Raw genomic sequence first — 18,520 nt, 5'->3', positions numbered from 1 at the left:
CCTTTTAATATATTTGTTTTTTGATTGGTTGTAATATATTACAAACTAATGGAATAAGAATACCTAATAAAATTGAATCAATAATAGAGTTAGGTAGATTCACACCTCCTGCTCAAATAAATAGTTGAAAATTAATTGGTTTATCACCTCTTCAAAATAATACTCCACCAATTGATTTTGAAATAAAAAACAATACTACAAAAACAAAAATGCCAATAACAAATCCCTTTTGTCTTCAAATTCAAATAAAACTATACTTTATTGAACCTCAAATTTTACCAATACGTTTATCATAAAAACTTGAATATTTAACAATGTTTTTAATTTCTCTAGGCATAAATAAGCTACAAAATGCTATTGTTCATAAAGGAATTGCATAATCAAATAAGTAAGCTGGAATATTACCAGCATCTAAATTTGCTGGTAAGAAAAAAGCAATTATAGACCCAATCATTGCAACAATTAATGTTCTTAACCAATCAGTGTAAATAGCCATAATAAAGATAGGAATGAATTGTATATTAATTGTAAAATATAAACCACCAAAAGAATAACCTATCATTACATTTAAAACTAAATATAAAGCCAACATTATACCCATTGTTGTTATATCTTTTACTCTAAGCTTTTTGACTTTATAAAAAAAATGTCTTTCCATGTAAAAACCCCCACATAAAAAAACAGAAAAAATCAATTTAGGACTCCCTACGCTAGTTTTAACTAGATCAGGTTCTAAGAGTTTTTCTCAAGCTTTCGCTACCTCTGCCTTTTATAAATAAATTATATCAATATTGTTCAAAAAAATTCAATGCTATATTTAAATAAAAAATTTTTATTTTTTTGTTTAATATATTTGCTTTCTTATAGGTTCTATTGTGTAACAAGTAATTGGAATAAATAAAACGAAAAAAATAAAGTTATTTATAGAGTTTGGTATATTATAAATCATAGATCAAATTCAAACGTTATCGCCTTCTGGTTTGCCAGCAGACCAAAATAAAACTCCACCTATTATTTTTGAACAATAACTCATTATTACATAAATTGCTAAAACTAAAACAAAAATTTTTTGTTGCCACAATCAAATAAAAAAAGTTTTTATAACACCTCAAAAATGGCCAATAAATGAATTATAAAAATTTGAATAATTAATTATTTTTTTATAATTTCTTGGTAATAATACGCTACAAAAACTAACAAACAATAATGGAAAGTAATAATCAAAAATATAAGCTAAAGGTATTCCCGCGTCTGCGTTAGTTGGCAAAAAATAACCAATTAACCCCCCAATTAAACCAATAATTAAAGTTCTTAATCAATCAGTATAAGCTGCTAGTATAAATATTGGAATAAGTTTTAAGTTAAATGATAAAAAGAAAATAGAAAAAGAAAATGCTGTGGTTGCATTTAAGATAACATATATTGATAACATCGTTCCCATTATGGCGATGTCTTTTGTTCTAAGCCTTTTAACATTTATAAAAAAATGTTTTTCCATGTAAAAAACCCCCACATAAAAAAACAGAAAAAATCAATTTAGGACTCCCTACGCTAGTTTTAACTAGATCAGGTTTTAAGAGTTTCTCTCAAGCTTTCGCTACCTCTGCCTTTTATAAATAAATTATATCAAAATCAAAACCTAAAAAATGATAAAATAATTTTAATAATAGAGAAAGGTGTCATATATGCCCAAAAAATTTTACATAACAACCCCAATTTATTACCCTTCAGGAAATTTACACATTGGTCATGCATATACAACAACATTAGCTGACATTTTAAAAAGATATAAAAAACTTGATGGTTATGAAACTTACTTTCTAACAGGAAGTGACGAACACGGGCAAAAAATTGAGCAAAAAGCTGAAGAAGAAAATTTAACGCCAATGGAATATTTGAAAGATAAAGTAGAAAGTTTTAAAACTTTGTGAAATCTTTTGTATATTGATTATGATAAATTTATTAGAACAACAGATGTTTATCATGAAGAAACTGTTAAAAAGATATTTACAAAATTATTAGAAGAAGGATATATTTATGAAGGTAAATATGAAGGTTTTTATTGTGTTAGTTGTGAAGAGTTTTTAAACTCTGACCAAATCACAAAAGATAATAGATGTAAAATATCAAATAATGCTGTTGTAGTTGTTCAAGAAGACACTTATTTTTTACAATTGTCTAAATTTCAAAATTTTATAGAAAATGATGTTTTAGCTAGTGATTTTTTAATTCCAGCGTATAGAAGAAATGAAATGATAAATTCATTTGTCAAACCAGAGTTAAAAGATCTATCAGTAACAAGAACTTCATTTAGTTGAGGTATACCAATTAATGAAAATCCAAAACACATTGTTTATGTTTGAATTGATGCATTAACTAACTATATAACTGCACTTGGATACTTACAAGAAAATGATAGCAATTTTAATAAATATTGAGGCGATAAGGACACAGAAATTTTACATTTAGCTGGAAAAGAAATTATTAGATTTCACTCAATATATTGACCAGCCATTTTAAAAGGTCTAAACTTAAGACAACCAAACCATTTATTAGGGCATGGTTGAATACTTAGTGGCGGAACTAAAATGAGTAAGTCAATTGGTAATGTAGTTGACCCAATTAAAATAATTCAAAAATATGGCGCTGATGGATTTAGATTTTATATAGCTTATGAATTGCCAACTGAAAAAGATGGTAACTTTACTGAAGATTTATTCGTTGAATCATATAATGCTCATTTAGCAAATAATGTTGGTAATTTAATATCAAGAACAAATCAAATGATTACTAAATACTTTGAAGGTAAACTAAATCATAGTGTCATTAAAATGAATAGTGTTGTTGAAAAAGAAGTTATATCAACAATTAATAATTATAAAAAATTAATGGATGAGTATAAAATTAGTGAAGCTACAAGAGTTGTTTTAGATTTAGGTAAAACTTTAAATAAGTATATTGAAGAACAAACTCCTTGAACTTTAGCTAAAGAAGAGAGATTTGAAGAACTTGAAGAAGTTCTTATAACTCTTCAAAAAGCTATAGTGGCAGTTATTTTGTTATTAAAACCTATATTGGTTGAAAACACAGATAAAATGTTTAATGATATGGGTATTTCGAAAAAACAAATTGAAATAATAAACTTTGATAATATTTTAGAAATGAAATTCGAAAAAATTGAATCAAAGCAAATATTGTTCAATAGAATTAAATAACCTTAAAATTTAACATTTTAAGGTTATTTTTATTATTTATTTTAATATTGCATTAAAATAAAGTTTTCATAAAACAATATATTTTCATTTAAAAATTGAATTATTTTTTATAAGGGTTTTATTATACAAATAAATAAACTAAAAATAATTTTTTAATTTACTTTTTTTAGTTTATACAAAAATAATGTGGAGTATAATTTATATAAGAATATTTTCTACAATGACAGTAAATTTTTAAAAAATATTCCACCCAAATAAATAAATCAAAGGAGACTTTAAATGAAAGTTATAGTTTTAGGTACTAACCATGCTGGTACAACAGCTGTTAGAACATTAAAAAGATTAAACCCTGAAATAGAAGTAACAACATACGATAAAAACGATGTTATTTCATTTTTAGGTTGTGGTATTGCATTATGAGTTAAAGGTGAATTCCAAGATCCTCAAGGATTATTCTATGCAAACCCAGAAATTCTGAAATCAGAGGGAATCACAGTGAGAATGAAACATGAGTGATTGTCTATTGATAAAAAAGCAAAAACTGTTACAGTTAAAAACTTAGAAACTGGTGAAGTTTATAATGATAACTATGACAAAGTTATTGTTGCTACAGGAACATGGCCACTGTTGCCACCTATCCCAGGGTTGGATTTAAAAGGCGTTCAAATTTGTAAAAATTATGCACATGCTCAAGCGATCCAAAAAGCTAATATTGACCCATCAATTAAACATGTAACTGTTGTTGGCGCTGGTTATATTGGTGTTGAGTTAGTTGATGCATTTGTATCGCATGGTAAAACAGTCACATTAGTTGACTTTGCAGACAGAATTATGCCAGTTTATTATGATGCTGAATTTACTTCACACGTTGAAGAAAGAATGAAAAATGCTGGAGTTCAACTTGCACTTAATCAAGGTGTTAAAGAATTTAAAGGTGATTCAAATGGTAAAGTTACTTCAGTTGTTACTTCAAAAGAAGAAATCAAAACTGATTACGTAGTTTTTTCAGTTGGTGTGGTTGCACAAACAAAACCATTAGAAGGTGTTGTGGATTTAAGTGACAGAAAAGCTGTTATTACAAATGAGTTTTGCCAATCATCAAATCCTGACATCTATGCCATTGGAGACTGCTCAACAGTATATAACAAAGCTTTGAATGCTGAAGTACCTATCCAATTAGCAACAACAGCTGTTAGAACTGGGATTTTAGCTGCTGCTAATATTGTTAATGGAAATAAACTTCCTTCACCTGGTTTTACTGGGGCTAATGGTATTGAAGTTTTTGGATTTAAAATGGCTTCAACTGGGGTTAGTGAAACTTCAGCTAAAAAACTTGGATTAGATTATGAAACTGTAAGTTTTAGTGATTCTGATAGACCAGAATTCATGGCAACTTACAAGCAAGCTTGAATTAAAATTGTTTGAGACAAAAAAACTAGAAAAATTATTGGAGCACAAGTAGCTGGTGAAAATAATCATACTGAATTAATTCATATGTTATCTTTAGGTATTCAAAAAGATTTAACAATTGATGAACTTCCATTGATTGATATGTTCTTTTTACCTCACTTTAATAAACCATACAATTTCGTTACATTAGCGGGATTAGAGGTTTTAGGTTTAAACTACTTTAAAAAGAAATAATGATTAATTTAATTATTTCTAAAACTAATGACCCATCATACAATTTAGCGCTTGAAGAATATTTAACATATCATTTTAAAACTAATGACCCAATATTATATATTTGGCAAAATGCTAACACTATTGTTGTTGGTAGAAATCAAAATACATATGCTGAAATTAATATTAATGAAGCTATGAAAGATAATGTTCACATTATAAGAAGAAATACAGGTGGAGGAACCGTTTTTCATGATATGGGTAATGTATGTTATTCATTGATTGTTAATAACGACAAAAATACTGAAACGAGTTTTGCTGATGTTTTAAAACCAATTATCAAATATTTACAATCAGAAAATTTAAATGCTAATTTTTCTGGGAGAAATGATATTGAAATTGATGGTTATAAAATTTCTGGAAATGCACAATTAAAAAGTAAAGAAAAGGTTTTACAACATGGGACCTTATTGTTTGATGTTGAATTACCTAAAATTCTTAAATATTTAAATGTTGATCCTGAAAAAATAAAACACCAAAAAGTTAAATCAAAACCAGCAAGAGTAGCAAATATTAAAAGATTATTAACTGATATTAACAAAGATGTAAGTATAGAAGCATTTATTGAAGGTGTTATAAAAAGTTATACAGTTAATGAAGAAGTTAAGTGGATTAATTTGAATTCAAACCAACAAGATATAGTTACTAATTTATGAGAAAATAAATACAAGTTAAGAGAATGAACATTTGGAAAAAATGAAGATTTTGAATTATCAAAAAAAGCATATTTAGAAACAAAAGGATTGCTTGAAATAAAGCTAAATATTGATAAAGGTAATATTTCAAAAATAAAAATATATGGTGATTTTTTAGGTTATGAAGGAACTGAAGAACTTGAAAAACATTTAACAAACATTTCATATGATTACCAACAAATCAAAGATGTATTAAATAATTTTGATTTGAAACAAATTTTTGGGGAAGCATTTGAAATAGAAGATATTTTAGGTTTAATCCTCTAATAAAAAATAAACTAGAAAGAGTATAAAATAAATGAAAACAAAATATATCGGAAAATTCGATCCTTTAAAAGATGAGGTTGTTAGAGTTATTGATAAAGATGGTAAAGTTATAAATCCAACTTTAATGCCAAAAATTTCTGATGAAGAGCTTATTAAAGCTTATTCAATTATGAATTTATCAAGACGACAAGATGATTATCAAAATAAAATGCAGAGACAAGGAAGATTATTATCTTTTCTTTCTTCAACAGGTCAAGAAGCTTGTGAAGTTGCGTATACAATGGTTTTAGATCCCAAAAAAGATTTTTTTGTTTCTGGATATAGAAACAATGCAGCATGATTAACTATGGGGCAACCAATTAGAAACATCATGCTTTACTGAACTGGAAATGAAATGGGTGCTAAAGCACCAGATGGGGTTAATTCTTTACCACCAAACATTATTATTGGTTCTCAATTTTCACAAGCAACTGGATTAGCCTTTGCAGAAAAATACCAAAAACGTGATGGTGTTGCTTTAACAACTACTGGGGATGGTGGAATGAGTGAAGGTGAAACTTATGAATCAATGAACTTTGCAAAAATTCATGAAGTTCCCGTTGTCTTTATAACTGAAAATAACAAATGAGCGATTTCAACACCAACTTATGAACAAACAAAATCTATAAACTTAGCTGTAAAAGGAATTGCAACTGGTATTCCTTCAATAAAAGTTGATGGTAATGATTTTTTAGCTTCATGAGCTGTTGCTAAAGAAGCTGTTGAATTCGCAAGATCAGGAAATGGACCAGTGTTTATAGAATATGATACATATAGATTAGGCGCTCACTCTTCATCGGACTCACCAGATGTTTATAGACCAAAACCTGAATTTGAGAATGCTAAACTTTATGACCCATTAATTAGAATGAAACAATATTTAATTGATAAAAAATTATGAAGTGAAGAAAAACAAGTCAAATTAGATGAAGAACAATCAGCTCATATTGCTGCAGAGTTTGCTTGAGTAGAAGAAAATAAAAACTACGGAATTGAAGATATATTTAATTATCAATATTCTGAATTAACTGAAGATTTAAAAGAACAAATGAATGAAGCAAAAGAATTTTTTGCAAAATACCCAGAATCAAAAGATGGAGGACACCACTAATGGCAATTATCAATAGTATTAAAGCTGTAACAGAAGCTCTTGATGTAGCAATGGATCGTGATCCAAATGTTATTGTTTTTGGAGAAGACGTTGGACTTGAAGGTGGAGTTTTTAGAGCTACTCAAGGACTACAACAAAAATATGGTATTGAAAGAAGTTTCAATGCACCAATATCAGAAGCAATGTTTGCTGGTGTTGGGTTAGGGATGGCTATGAATGGAATGAAACCAGTTATTGAATTACAATTTCAAGGATTAGGTTTACCATCACTGCAAAACATTATTACAAATATTTCACGTATGAGAAATAGAAGTCGTGGTAAATGAACTGCACCTTTGGTTATTAGAATGCCAATGGGTGGGGGAATTAGAGCATTAGAACATCACTCTGAAGCATTAGAAGTAATTTATGCACATATACCAGGAATTAAAACTGTTTTACCATCAACCCCATATGATACAAAAGGATTAATTTTAGCAGCAATTGAATCACCAGACCCGGTTATTGTTTTAGAACCAACAAAACTATACAGAGCATTTAAACAAGAAGTTCCTGAAGGATATTTTACTGTGCCAATTGGTGAAGGTTTTAAAATTTTTGAAGGAAACGATTTAACTGTTGTAACTTATGGTTCACAAACTGTCGATTGTATGAAAGCTGTTGAATTATTAAAAGTTTCACATCCGAACGCAACAATTGAATTGATTGATTTAAGATCAATTCAACCATGAGATAAAAAAATGGTAATCGAATCAGTTAAAAAAACAGGTAGATTATTAGTAGTTCATGAAGCTGTTAGATCATTTTCAGTTTCAACTGAAATTATAACTACAGTTAATGAAAAATGCTTTGAATATTTAAAAGCACCATTATCTAGATGTACAGGATATGATGTTATTATTCCTTATGACAGAGGTGAAGGTTTTCATCAAGTAAACCCACAAAAAATATTGGTAGCTATGCAAAACGTACTAGACTACAAATTTTAATTAGAGAGGTACATTAAAAAATGAGTACAAACAATTTTAAAGCTACGCCATTAGCTAGAAAAATGGCTGCAGCTAAAAATATAGACCTAAGTACTTTAACTGGGACTGGTCCACATGGGAGAATTTTAGTTAAAGATTTAGATAATGTTTCAACAAGCATTCCAACAAACGCAAACACTGGAACTTCAAATAATATTCAACCTGCTTTAACAAAATCTGTAGCTATTGATGCACCTTTATCATGAGATTCAGTTCCTATGAATGGAATAAGAAAAGCAACAGTTAAAGCAATGGTTAAATCTAAAACAGAAAATGCAGCATTTACTGGAATGAAAAATATAGACATTTCATCAACATACAACATGCGCGCAATGCTAAAAGATTCTTGTGAAGCAAATGGGATCAAATTAACTTACTTAGCTTTTATTATTAAAGCAGCTGCAAAAATTTTAAAAGAAATGCCAAATGTTAATGTGAGAGCTGATGTTGAAAATAATGCAATTTTACAATTACACAATGTTAACATAGGTGTTGCTGTTGATACTCCAAAAGGGTTAATGGTTCCTGTAATTAAAGGAGCAGATCAATTAACTATGTTTGAAATAGCTGTTCAAATATCTGATCTAGCTTCTAAAGCAAGAGAAGGTAAATTAGCAATGAGTGAGATGAAAGATGCAACTTTTACAGTTTCAAACTTTGGAGCTGTTGGCTTAGATTATGCAACTCCAATTATTAACTCACCCGAATCAGCTATATTAGGTGTTGGAACAATGACAAAAACACCAATCTTTGTTAAAGATGAAATAAAATCAGGTTGAATAATGCCATTCTCAATGACATGTGACCATAGAATTATAGATGGTGGAGATGCAGGTAGATTTTTAATGAAATTAGAAAACTACTTAAAAAATCCAGCTCTATTATTAATGTAAGGAGATTATAGAATGTATAAAGTAAAATTCGCCGATATCGGAGAAGGATTAACAGAGGGTAAAGTTGCCGAAGTTCTTGTTAAATTAGGACAAGAAATTAAAGAAGGTGATGCTTTATTCTTTGTTGAAACTGATAAAGTTAACTCAGAAATTCCAGCACCAGTTGCTGGAAAAATTGCAAAACTTAACATAACTGAAGGACAAGAAATCAAAGTTGGAGAAGTTGTAGTTGAAATTGATGATGGAAAAGGTGATTCAACTCCAGTTGAAGAAACCAAACCAGAAGCTGCTAAAAATGAACCTATTGAAGAAAATGCAAGTGTTGTTGGATCAACTCCGGTTTCAAATGATGTAATACCTTCAAGAGGACCTTCACCACAAGCATCAAAACCAACCCCAACCCCAACACAATCCATTGCTCAAGCAGCACCAGTTGATATGACTGGTGTTAAAGAAAAGTATGACGTTATTGTTATTGGAGCTGGAATTGGTGGATATGTTTCTGCTATTAAAACTGCACAAGCAGGATTTAAAACATTAATTATTGAAAAGCAATACTATGGTGGTGTTTGTTTAAATGTTGGATGTATTCCCACAAAGTCATTGTTAAGAACAGCAAAAGTTTTCGAAGACATAGTTCATAAAGCTGCAAACCTTGGTATTGAAATGGGTGAAAATAAAAAACCTACAGTCAATTGAACAAAAGCTCTTCAAAGAAAAGATGGAGTTGTTTCAAAATTAACTGGTGGAGTTAAAATGTTATTAACTAAAAACAAAGTTGACCAAATTATTGGTGAAGCTAGAGCAATTAATAAAAATATTATTGAAGTTAATGGTGATAAATATTATGCTCAAAATTTAATTATTGCATCTGGATCAGTTCCAAATGAATTACCATTACCTGGTTTTGAAGAAGGAAGAAAATCTGGTTTCTTGATTGATTCAACTAAAATATTAAATATTCCTAAAATACCAAAATCATTAACAGTTATTGGCGGTGGAGTTATTGGTATTGAATTTGGAGCATTGTTTGCTTCACTTGGTTCAAAAGTTACTGTTCTTGAAGGAGCACCAACTATCCTTCCACTATTAGATCAAGATATTATTTCTTTAATCACAAAAGAATTAACTACAAAAAATGGTATGACTATTCACACTAATGCAAAAGTTAAATCTATTAAAGGTAAAGAAGTTACTTTTGAAGTTGATGGAAAAGACCAAACAATTAAATCAGATTACTGTTTAGAATCAATTGGGCGTAAAACTGTAACTAAAGGGTTTGAAGAAATTGGATTAGAATTAAGTCCAAGAAAATCAATTGTTACAAATGAGTATGGTGAAACAAACCTAGAAAATGTTTATGCTATTGGTGACGTAACTAGTCAAATTATGTTAGCTCACGTAGCATCACATATGGGTGTTATTGCAGCAAATAGAATTGCATTTAAATCAAACAAACCAGGAACACATGATTTAAAAATAGATTATGCAAAAGTTCCAAGTTGTATTTATTCACACCCTGAAATTGCAGCAATTGGTAAAACTGAACAACAATTAAAAGCAGAAGGTGTTAAATATGAAACATTTAAATTCCCATTTGCAGCAATTGGTAAAGCTCTAGCTGATGAAGACACAACAGGTTTTGTAAAAATTATTTGTGAACCAGAATTTAAAACACTTTTAGGTGCTCATATTATTGGTAACAGAGCAACTGACATGATTTCAGAATTTACTACATTAATTGAATGTGAAGGAACAATTACTGAATTAGCAAAAGCTATTCATCCTCACCCGACAATGAGTGAAGCTATTGGTGAAGCTGCAGAAGCATTAGAGTCTGGAAAACCATTAAACTTTTAATATGTATTCAGTAAAACAAATAGAAAAAAAATTAATTGATTCTAAAATCAAAAAAACAATAGTGTTACCAGAAGGTGAAGAACCAAAAATCCAAGAAGTTGCAAACTATCTTGTAAAAAACAAAATTGCAAATGTAACTATTATTTTTAACAATAAAAATGCAGTTTCAAAAAATCTTGAAACTGATATCAAAGTAATTTGTATGAATGAATTAGATAAAAAACCATTTATTGATAAGTTCATTGAATTAAGAAAAGATAAAACTAATTTAGAACAAGCTACTAAGTTAATGAACTTACCAGCATATATTGGTGCTATGCTAGTTAAATCAAAAGAAGCTGACTGTATGCTTTGTGGAATTACTTTTACAACAGCTGACACAATTAGACCAGCATTACAAATCATTAAAACAAAACCAAATGTAGCATTAGCTGCAAGTGCGTTTATAATGAACCGTGGTGAAGAAAATTATTTCTTTACAGATTGTGCTTTAAATATAAAACCAACCAGTGAACAATTAGCTGATATAGCCAAAATGACTGCTAATTTTGCAAAATCATTTGGTGTTAATGATGTTGAAGTTGCAATGCTAAGTTATTCAACAAATGGTTCTGGAGCTGGTGAAGATGTTGAAAGAGTAAAAGCGGCTGTTGCAAAATTAGAATCTGAAAAACAAGAATTTATTTTTGCTGGTGAGATGCAATTTGATGCAGCATGAGACAAAGAAATCAGAGACAAAAAATTTAAAAATTGTTCTTTAATAAAAAAAACACCTGATGTGTTTGTGTTCCCAGATATTAATTCTGGAAATATAGGATACAAAATAGCTCAAAGAATGGGTGGATTTGAAGCTATTGGCCCTTTTATATTAGGGTTTAATCAACCAGTTAATGATCTTAGTCGTGGTGCAACGCTTGTTGATATCATAAACACAGCAATAATAACAATTTACCAAGCATTGGAGGTTTAAGATGATATTAGTAGTAAATGCAGGAAGTAGTTCAATTAAATTTAGATTATTTGATACTTCTGAAAAACAACCAAAAGATATTTTAGATGGTTTAGCTGAAAGAATAACTATTGATGGAATTGTTTCATTTAAATATGAAGGAACCAAATATAAATTTGAAGTAGATTTACCAAATCATGAAGTTGCAGTAGATTTCATTTTAAAGAAATTAGTTGAAATGAAAATCATTAAAAGTGCTGAAGCAATTAAAGCTGTTGGTTTTAGAATTGTTCACGGTGGGACTATTTCTGAATCCTCAGTTATCTCAACAGAAGTGTTTAATACAATAAAAGACGCAGTTAAATTAGCCCCATTACACAATCCAGGTGCTATTACTGCTATTGAAGCAGTTAAAAAAGTTATGCCAAATGCAAATCTTGTAGCATGTTTTGATACTGCTTATCATCAAACTTTAAATCAGGAGCAGTATTTATATGCTGTACCATATGAATGATATGAAAAACATGGGGTTAGAAAATATGGTTTTCATGGAATAAGTTATCAGTATATAACTCAACAATTAGCAAATAACTTAAATAAAGATTTAAATAAAGTTAATGCAATTATTTGCCATTTAGGTAATGGAGCTTCTATCGCTTGTATTAAAGAAGGTAAGTCATTTGATACTACAATGGGCCTTACACCACTAGCTGGTGTAATGATGGGAACTCGTAGTGGTGATATTGATCCTTCAATTATTGAATACATTTGTAATGAATTAAAAATTACAGTTAAAGAAGCAACCTCTATTTTAAATAAACAATCAGGTTTACTGGGTATGTCTGGTGAAACAAGTGATATGCGTGATATTACAAACGGTTACAAACAAAATAAGCCAAACTTTATTAGATCATTAAATAAATATTCACAAGTAGCAGCTGATTATATAATCAGATTTGCAAATTTAATTGGTCATGATATTGACGCAATAGTTTTTACAGCAGGAATTGGAGAAAATTCAGAAACAACTAGAGAAGAAATTCTTAAAAGGTTACCTTTATTAGATATTGAATTAGATAGCAAAGCTAATGAAGTTGATTATGATGAATCAAAAGTTATATCAACAAAAAATTCTAAAATACCAGTTATTGTAATGCGAACCAATGAAGAGTTAATGATTTGTTTGGACACAATCAAATTAATTAAATAAAAAAGAATTTTGTTTCTTTTTTATTATAAAATTATAAATATATTTTAAATGGAGGAAATTAATATGTCATTATTTGAAAAATTGAACATTTGCTTTGCTGCACTAAACTTTTTTGTAGTGCTATTAACAGCTATAATATTACCAGTAATTTATAAACGTAATAGTTCAAACTCAGCAATGGCTGATGACGTAAAGAAAAATTTATTAAATTCATTTGATAAATACATGGATATAAGTCAAGAAGTCTATAACTTTGAATGATATACTGCACAAATAAATGCAATAGTAATTAAATACAACTTACAAGGTGTATATTGTATGAATTGTCACAAAGAAACTAATTGAACTAATTATTATAAATACTTTAAAAGTGCTGATAAAGTTATTCCAGAATTAAATAATTTTTCTTATGAGTATAAAAAATTTAGAGCTAATAAATTGTTTAATGTGTTAACTTGCCCTATATGCAAAAAAAACCCAGAAAAAGTTAAACAATTTTAAAAGTAAAATTATTTCAAGAGTTTAATAACTCTTTTTTTATTGTAAAATTATCAATAAAGAGGTTTTTATGGAAATTCTAGATTTATATGATTGCAATAAAATTAAAACTGGTAAAACAATGATTAGGGGTGAAAAAGTACCTAATGGTTATTACAGACTGGTTGTTAAAATAGCAATTTTTAATTCTAGAAATGAAATGCTAATTCAAAGAATTAACAAATCCCCATCTTACCCGTCCATTTTCAAATGATTTGATAAATGAGATATTAGTGTTTCTGGTTCTGCCACAACGGGAGATAATAGTTGACAAGCAGCTCAAAGAGAAGTCAAAGAAGAATTAGGTTTGATTATAAGTTTTGAAAATCAAGTTCCAAAAATGAGTTTCACTTGAAGTGATGGATTTATTGATATTTATATTAAAGAAAATTTTGATGTTGATTTAAAAACACTTACCTTGCAACCAGAAGAAGTTGCAGAAGTTAAATGAGCCAGTAAAGAACAAGTTCTTAATTTAATTAGTAAGAAAGAATTTGTTGCTTGAAAACCTGAAATAATAGAACTATTATTTAAAAGAGACTCCAAAGACGGAACTTTGAATATTAAAAAATAATAAATTTTTGTCTATTGTTTTTCTGTTAAATGTTTAATCATAAAAAATCTACATTTCTTTTTGAGAAGTGTAGATTTTATTTTTCCAGTTTATAGTAAGTGATTTTTGATTATTAAAACTTAGCAGCTTTTTTAATAATTTCTTCTTGAATAGAATCAACCATTTTTGATGGCGTTAGTGCTGAAAGTGGTTCGGTTTTAACTCCAGCCAATAATATTGGATCAGCTACTTTACCACCCATAAAATTTCATGTTCCTTGTAAGTATGCAACATGATCACCTCAAGGATATCAACCTTTAGGTGCACCTTGTGAAGAAAGAATTTGTACTTTTAAGTGGTCTAACAACCCAATTGCATCCCCTTTTTTTGAATACTTATATGAAAAAGTTTGGTTAGCCAGTGCAACATGATCAATATAGTTTTTTAATAACCCTGAAATATTAAAATTATACATTGGCGCTATAATAATTAATTTATCAACTTCTTTTAATTGATTAATAAATTTCATTCCTTCTGTTTCACTTCAATATGTTGCAAAATTTTCTTGTGACAAAGTGTTATTACCAACTACTTCTTTGTGCAAATCCAAATGAATGATTTCATCATTATCATTATTTTTTTTATATTCTTCTAAAAATCTTCTTCCAAGTTCTTGTGACACTGAGTTTTGACTTGGTGTAACTGAACCGTTTATAACTAAAATTTTACTCATCTATATATAATCTCCTTTAATAAGTTTATAAATATATTATAAGTCATTAATTTGTTAAAATAATTTAATAAAGGAAAAAGATGGATAACAAAAAAATATTTGATGCTCATACTCATTTTAATGATGATTGAAAATACAAAGAAGAAATGATTGATAGATTGGTAAAAGAAGCTCAACAAGAAAATGTTGGTGGTTTTTTATGCGCTAGTTTTGATTTAATATCAAGTTATAAATCCGTGGAGTTAGCAAAAAAATATAAAGACATAATATATTCAGCAATTGCAATTCACCCAAATGATGTTACTAAACACAAGTTGAGTGTTTTTGATAAATTAGATAAACTATGTGAAAACACAGAAGTTGTATGCATTGGTGAAACTGGTTTAGATTATTTTTATACTAAAGAAGACAAACAATTACAAAAAGAGTTTTTTATCAAACATATAGAATTAGCTAATAAACACAATAAAGTATTACAAATACACATTAGAGATGAAGTAGATGTATATGATGCTTATTTAGACGTTATAGATATATTAAAAAAATATCAAGTAGCAAAAATCATTATTCACTGTTTTTCAGCAAATAAAGAAATAGCTGAAAAATTTTTAGCGTTAGGTTGTTATCTTAATATTGGTGGAGCTGTTACATTTAAGAATGCTAGAACACTTCAAGAAGCAGTTGTGCATATACCTTTAGATAAAATGTTAGTTGAAACAGATGCACCATATTTAACACCACACCCACATCGTGGTAATTTAAATGAACCAAAATTTATAAATTTAACAGTTGAAAAAATAGCTGAGTTAAAAAATTTACGAAAAAAAGAAGTTATTAAAGCTACAACAAATAATGCAATTAAACTTTTTGATTTGAATAAATAACATTAATTAACTTTTAAAGTTTTATAATTTATATAAAGGAAGAAAAATTATGGACAAAATTTATTTAAAAATTATTAAGTCATTAATTATTGATCAACAGCCTGGTAATGAAGAAATCATAAAACAGTTATTAAATTCAACAAACTTAAAACAATATTTTATTGTATATAGAGATTACAAAGGTGATTACACAAAGCAAGTTGAAATTTTAATTTGTGTAGAAGATGTTAATGACCAAGAATTAATTATTAATCAATCTGGATATATACCTTTCGTTTTAGGTGATAAATCAAAAGATTTTGGTATGGAAATGCCAGATGATATATTCAAAGCTTGAGAAAAAATATGACATTTAGAAGATGTTGGTATTTTAGAAAGAGAATATAGTCTAGATTTTATTAAAATTGATAACACAAAAACAATATTTGTTAAAGCGCGCAAATTTAGCTGTGGATAGAAAAGAGAAAATATGGCAGGAATATACGATACACATTGTCATTTAAACGATAATATATACATTGAAAATGAAATATCAAGTGCCGAAATGGCAAAAGAAGCTAAAATTAATGGAGTTGATTTCATAAATAATGTTGGATATGATATTAAATCATCAAAAGTAGCTTTAGTACAAGCGCAAAAAAATAAAAATGTTTTTGCACTGGTTGGGATCCATCCAACACAAGCTCATTTATTTACAGACGAAGCATTAGAAACATTAAACACTTTAGCTCATGCAGACAAAGTTGTTGGAATTGGTGAAACTGGTTTGGATTATTTTAGAGAAGGTCAAAAGTATAAAGAACAACAAATTAAATTTTTAAGAGCGCACATTAAAATTGCTAAAAAAATGAAGTTAGCTTTATCTTTGCATATTAAAGACAAAGAAGGTTCATTTGAAGCTTATAAAGATGTTTTGAAAGTTCTTAAAGAAGAGAAATATTTCAAAGCTGTAGTTCACTCATTCCACTCTACTTTAGAAGTTGCTGAAATGTTTATGGAAAAAGGAATTTTTATAGCAATAAATGGTCATGTGACAAAAGACAACCAATTACAAAAAGTTGTTAAAGATATACCAATGAATTTTTTAGTTGTTGAGTCAGATGCCCCATATGAAACACCAAAACCTTATGCTAAAAAAACAAATGCACCTAAATACATTGGATTAGTTGTGGATTCAATTGCAAACATTAAAAAACTTAGTAAAGATAATATAGCAGAAATAACAGCTGATAATGCTAAAAAATTATTTTGAAATAAGTAGTTAATCAAATGTTAAAAAACACCTATAAAGGTGTTTTTTATTCTACTTGCATTTGTTCAAAGTCTAAAACTTTATCAGCTCATTGTGTTTCAAAATTAATATCATGAGTTGTAATTAAAACAGTCCCCTCAAAAGCCTTAATAGCTTCTAAAAGAGCTTCTTTTGCTAAAACGTCAATATGATTAGTTGGTTCATCTAAAATAAGTAAACTACATGGTTCAAGACTTAATGAAGCTAACCTAACTTTAGTTTGTTCTCCACCAGACAACAACTTAGTTTTATTAACCATCAGATCACCTTTAATACCAAACATACCTAATTTTGCTCTAACTTCTGATGGTGTTAGTTTAGGGTGTTTTGCTAATAAGTAAGTAACTGGGGTTTGTTCTTCTTCAAAATCATCAACTTGATGAAAGAAGTTCACAGCTACCCCGTTACCCATTTTAATGTCACCACTAAAAGGTTGAATTTCTCCAGCAGCACTTTTTAAAAAAGTTGTTTTACCAATACCGTTATAACCTTTAACAATACATTTTTCACCTTCGCGTAATTCAAAAGTTAATGGTGCAGTTAAAGCGAAATCATAACCAATTTCTAATTTATCTGATTTAATAATAACTGAAGAATTAGGTCTTTTATATTTGAACACCATTGTTGGCTTAACTAAATCCTGTCTAGCTACTATCACATCCATTTTTTCTAGTTGTTTAACTCTTGATTGTGCACTTTTAGCTGTGGAAGCACGAGCGCTATTTTTATTAATATATTCTTTTAATTTTCCGATTTGACCTTGTTGAGATTCTCTTGCTTTATCATATTGTTCAGCTCTTAAAGCAGAAAGTTCTAAAAACTTATCATAATTACCAACATATCTTACTATTTGTAAGTTTTCAATTGAATAAATAACATCAACAATTTGATTAATAAAATCTCTATCATGTGAAACAACTAAAAAAGCGTTTTCATAATTTTGCAAAAAACCAATTAATCATTGTACTTGTTCAACATCTAAGAAGTTTGTTGGCTCATCAAGTAAAATAAAATCATCATTTTTTAAAAGTAGTTTGGCTAAAAGTATTTTACCTCTTTGACCACCAGATAAAGTCCCTAAAGGTCTTTTTGTATTTTCTGATTCAATACCTAATCCACTAACTAAGTTACCAATTTTCTTTTCAATTAAATCAAACTCTTTTAAGTTTAACTCTTCTTGCATAGCTAAAGCTTTAACTAAGTCATCTTCATTATATTCAACAGCCATATCTTCGTATATTTTATGTATTTTAGCTTCCATATCATAAAGTTCTTTGAAAGATTCTTTTAAATATTCTTCACCAGTTACAGCCATATCCACTTCTTGATGTTGGTCTAAATAACCAATTTTAGCTTTTGGATGTCATTCAACTTTACCATGATCAGGAACAATTTTTTGAGAAATGATATTTAATAGTGTAGTTTTACCAGCACCATTAGGTCCAAGAAGAGCTACATGTTCACCATGGTTAATTCTTAACCCAGTATTTTCATATAATTTTTTACCACCATTTTGATGTGTAACATTTTCTAATACTATTAAACTCATAAATTTTCCTTTCAAGTTTATTT

At 28.4% G+C, this 18,520-nt stretch carries 17 protein-coding genes, 1 pseudogene and 2 riboswitches; of the genes and pseudogenes, 14 read left to right on the top strand and 4 right to left on the bottom strand.

The genetic code is table 4. The features are described 5' to 3' along the window. Window positions 1-4 precede the first annotated feature (4 nt). Both MCORR_RS01405 and MCORR_RS01400 read right to left on the bottom strand, forming a co-directional pair. Window positions 5-658 carry an energy-coupled thiamine transporter ThiT gene (locus MCORR_RS01405; protein ID WP_104207816.1) on the bottom strand — a complete coding sequence of 218 codons (654 nt, stop codon included), beginning with the start codon at window positions 656-658 and terminating at the stop codon, window positions 5-7. A 27-nt stretch (window positions 659-685) separates the two neighbouring features. Beyond that, a riboswitch (TPP riboswitch) is annotated at window positions 686-774 on the bottom strand. A 70-nt stretch (window positions 775-844) separates the two neighbouring features. Continuing rightward, entirely contained in the window at window positions 845-1,498 is a 654-nt protein-coding gene (locus MCORR_RS01400) for an energy-coupled thiamine transporter ThiT (RefSeq protein ID WP_104207815.1), read from the bottom strand. 28 nt (window positions 1,499-1,526) lie between these two features. After that, window positions 1,527-1,615: riboswitch (TPP riboswitch) on the bottom strand. A 70-nt stretch (window positions 1,616-1,685) separates the two neighbouring features. Between MCORR_RS01400 and metG the strand changes: the two genes are divergently transcribed. From metG to MCORR_RS01345, 11 genes and pseudogenes are all read left to right on the top strand, one after another. Next, complete coding sequence (gene metG / locus MCORR_RS01395; RefSeq protein ID WP_104207814.1) at window positions 1,686-3,215, top strand: methionine--tRNA ligase; 1,530 nt, start codon at window positions 1,686-1,688, stop codon at window positions 3,213-3,215. A gap of 279 nt (window positions 3,216-3,494) precedes the next feature. After that, a complete protein-coding gene (locus MCORR_RS01390; protein ID WP_104207813.1) occupies window positions 3,495-4,859 on the top strand; it encodes an FAD-dependent oxidoreductase in 1,365 nt (454 codons plus the stop codon). Beyond that, a complete protein-coding gene (lplA, locus tag MCORR_RS01385; protein WP_104207812.1) occupies window positions 4,859-5,860 on the top strand; it encodes a lipoate--protein ligase in 1,002 nt (333 codons plus the stop codon). Before MCORR_RS01390 ends, lplA begins: the two co-directional genes overlap by 1 nt. Before the next feature lie 31 nt (window positions 5,861-5,891). Beyond that, window positions 5,892-7,010, top strand: coding sequence for a pyruvate dehydrogenase (acetyl-transferring) E1 component subunit alpha (pdhA, locus tag MCORR_RS01380; RefSeq protein ID WP_104207811.1), 1,119 nt, complete (start codon window positions 5,892-5,894; stop codon window positions 7,008-7,010). Further along, the gene (locus MCORR_RS01375; protein WP_104207810.1) at window positions 7,010-7,999 is read left to right on the top strand and encodes an alpha-ketoacid dehydrogenase subunit beta; all 990 of its coding nucleotides are present in this window, start codon (window positions 7,010-7,012) and stop codon (window positions 7,997-7,999) included. The genes pdhA and MCORR_RS01375 overlap by 1 nt, the downstream gene beginning before the upstream one ends. Before the next feature lie 26 nt (window positions 8,000-8,025). Further along, window positions 8,026-8,931 (top strand): annotated as a pseudogene (locus MCORR_RS01370) (dihydrolipoamide acetyltransferase family protein); the annotation flags it as partial. Between the two features lie 12 nt (window positions 8,932-8,943). Then, window positions 8,944-10,791, top strand: coding sequence for a dihydrolipoyl dehydrogenase (lpdA, locus tag MCORR_RS01365; protein WP_104207808.1), 1,848 nt, complete (start codon window positions 8,944-8,946; stop codon window positions 10,789-10,791). A gap of 1 nt (window position 10,792) precedes the next feature. Further along, window positions 10,793-11,761: a phosphate acetyltransferase gene (gene pta, locus MCORR_RS01360; RefSeq protein ID WP_104207807.1), complete on the top strand. Its 969-nt coding sequence runs from the start codon at window positions 10,793-10,795 to the stop codon at window positions 11,759-11,761. Between the two features lies 1 nt (window position 11,762). Further along, the gene (locus MCORR_RS01355) at window positions 11,763-12,950 is read left to right on the top strand and encodes an acetate kinase (RefSeq protein ID WP_104207806.1); all 1,188 of its coding nucleotides are present in this window, start codon (window positions 11,763-11,765) and stop codon (window positions 12,948-12,950) included. A gap of 63 nt (window positions 12,951-13,013) precedes the next feature. Then, window positions 13,014-13,451, top strand: a complete 438-nt coding sequence (locus MCORR_RS01350) for a hypothetical protein (RefSeq protein ID WP_104205920.1) — start codon at window positions 13,014-13,016, stop codon at window positions 13,449-13,451. Between the two features lie 67 nt (window positions 13,452-13,518). Continuing rightward, a complete protein-coding gene (locus tag MCORR_RS01345) occupies window positions 13,519-14,061 on the top strand; it encodes an NUDIX hydrolase (protein WP_104207805.1) in 543 nt (180 codons plus the stop codon). A gap of 112 nt (window positions 14,062-14,173) precedes the next feature. On the opposite strand, the gene MCORR_RS01340 is transcribed toward MCORR_RS01345, so the two are convergent. Continuing rightward, window positions 14,174-14,773, bottom strand: coding sequence for an FMN-dependent NADH-azoreductase (locus tag MCORR_RS01340; RefSeq protein WP_104207804.1), 600 nt, complete (start codon window positions 14,771-14,773; stop codon window positions 14,174-14,176). An 80-nt stretch (window positions 14,774-14,853) separates the two neighbouring features. Here MCORR_RS01340 and MCORR_RS01335 point away from each other — a divergent pair, with 80 nt between their 5' ends. Genes MCORR_RS01335 through MCORR_RS01325 form a run of 3 tightly spaced genes read left to right on the top strand, consistent with a single transcriptional unit; the run spans window position 14,854 to window position 16,918 of the window. Next, window positions 14,854-15,657 carry a TatD family hydrolase gene (locus MCORR_RS01335; protein WP_104207803.1) on the top strand — a complete coding sequence of 268 codons (804 nt, stop codon included), beginning with the start codon at window positions 14,854-14,856 and terminating at the stop codon, window positions 15,655-15,657. A gap of 49 nt (window positions 15,658-15,706) precedes the next feature. After that, on the top strand, window positions 15,707-16,114 hold the full coding sequence (locus MCORR_RS01330) for a hypothetical protein (protein ID WP_104207802.1): 408 nt from the start codon (window positions 15,707-15,709) through the stop codon (window positions 16,112-16,114). Window positions 16,115-16,126: 12 nt separating this feature from the next. After that, window positions 16,127-16,918: a TatD family hydrolase gene (locus MCORR_RS01325; protein WP_104205925.1), complete on the top strand. Its 792-nt coding sequence runs from the start codon at window positions 16,127-16,129 to the stop codon at window positions 16,916-16,918. Window positions 16,919-16,955: 37 nt separating this feature from the next. Here the strand turns inward: MCORR_RS01325 and MCORR_RS01320 are convergent, their stop codons facing one another. Then, window positions 16,956-18,497, bottom strand: a complete 1,542-nt coding sequence (locus MCORR_RS01320) for an ABC-F family ATP-binding cassette domain-containing protein (protein WP_104207801.1) — start codon at window positions 18,495-18,497, stop codon at window positions 16,956-16,958. Window positions 18,498-18,520 lie beyond the last annotated feature (23 nt).

The sequence above is a fragment of the Mesoplasma corruscae genome, from assembly GCF_002930145.1.
Taxonomy (GTDB): Bacteria; Bacillota_I; Bacilli_A; order Mycoplasmatales; family Mycoplasmataceae; genus Entomoplasma; species Entomoplasma ellychniae.
Note: the sequence above shows the minus strand (reverse complement) of the source record. Positions and strands in the feature narration are given on the sequence as shown.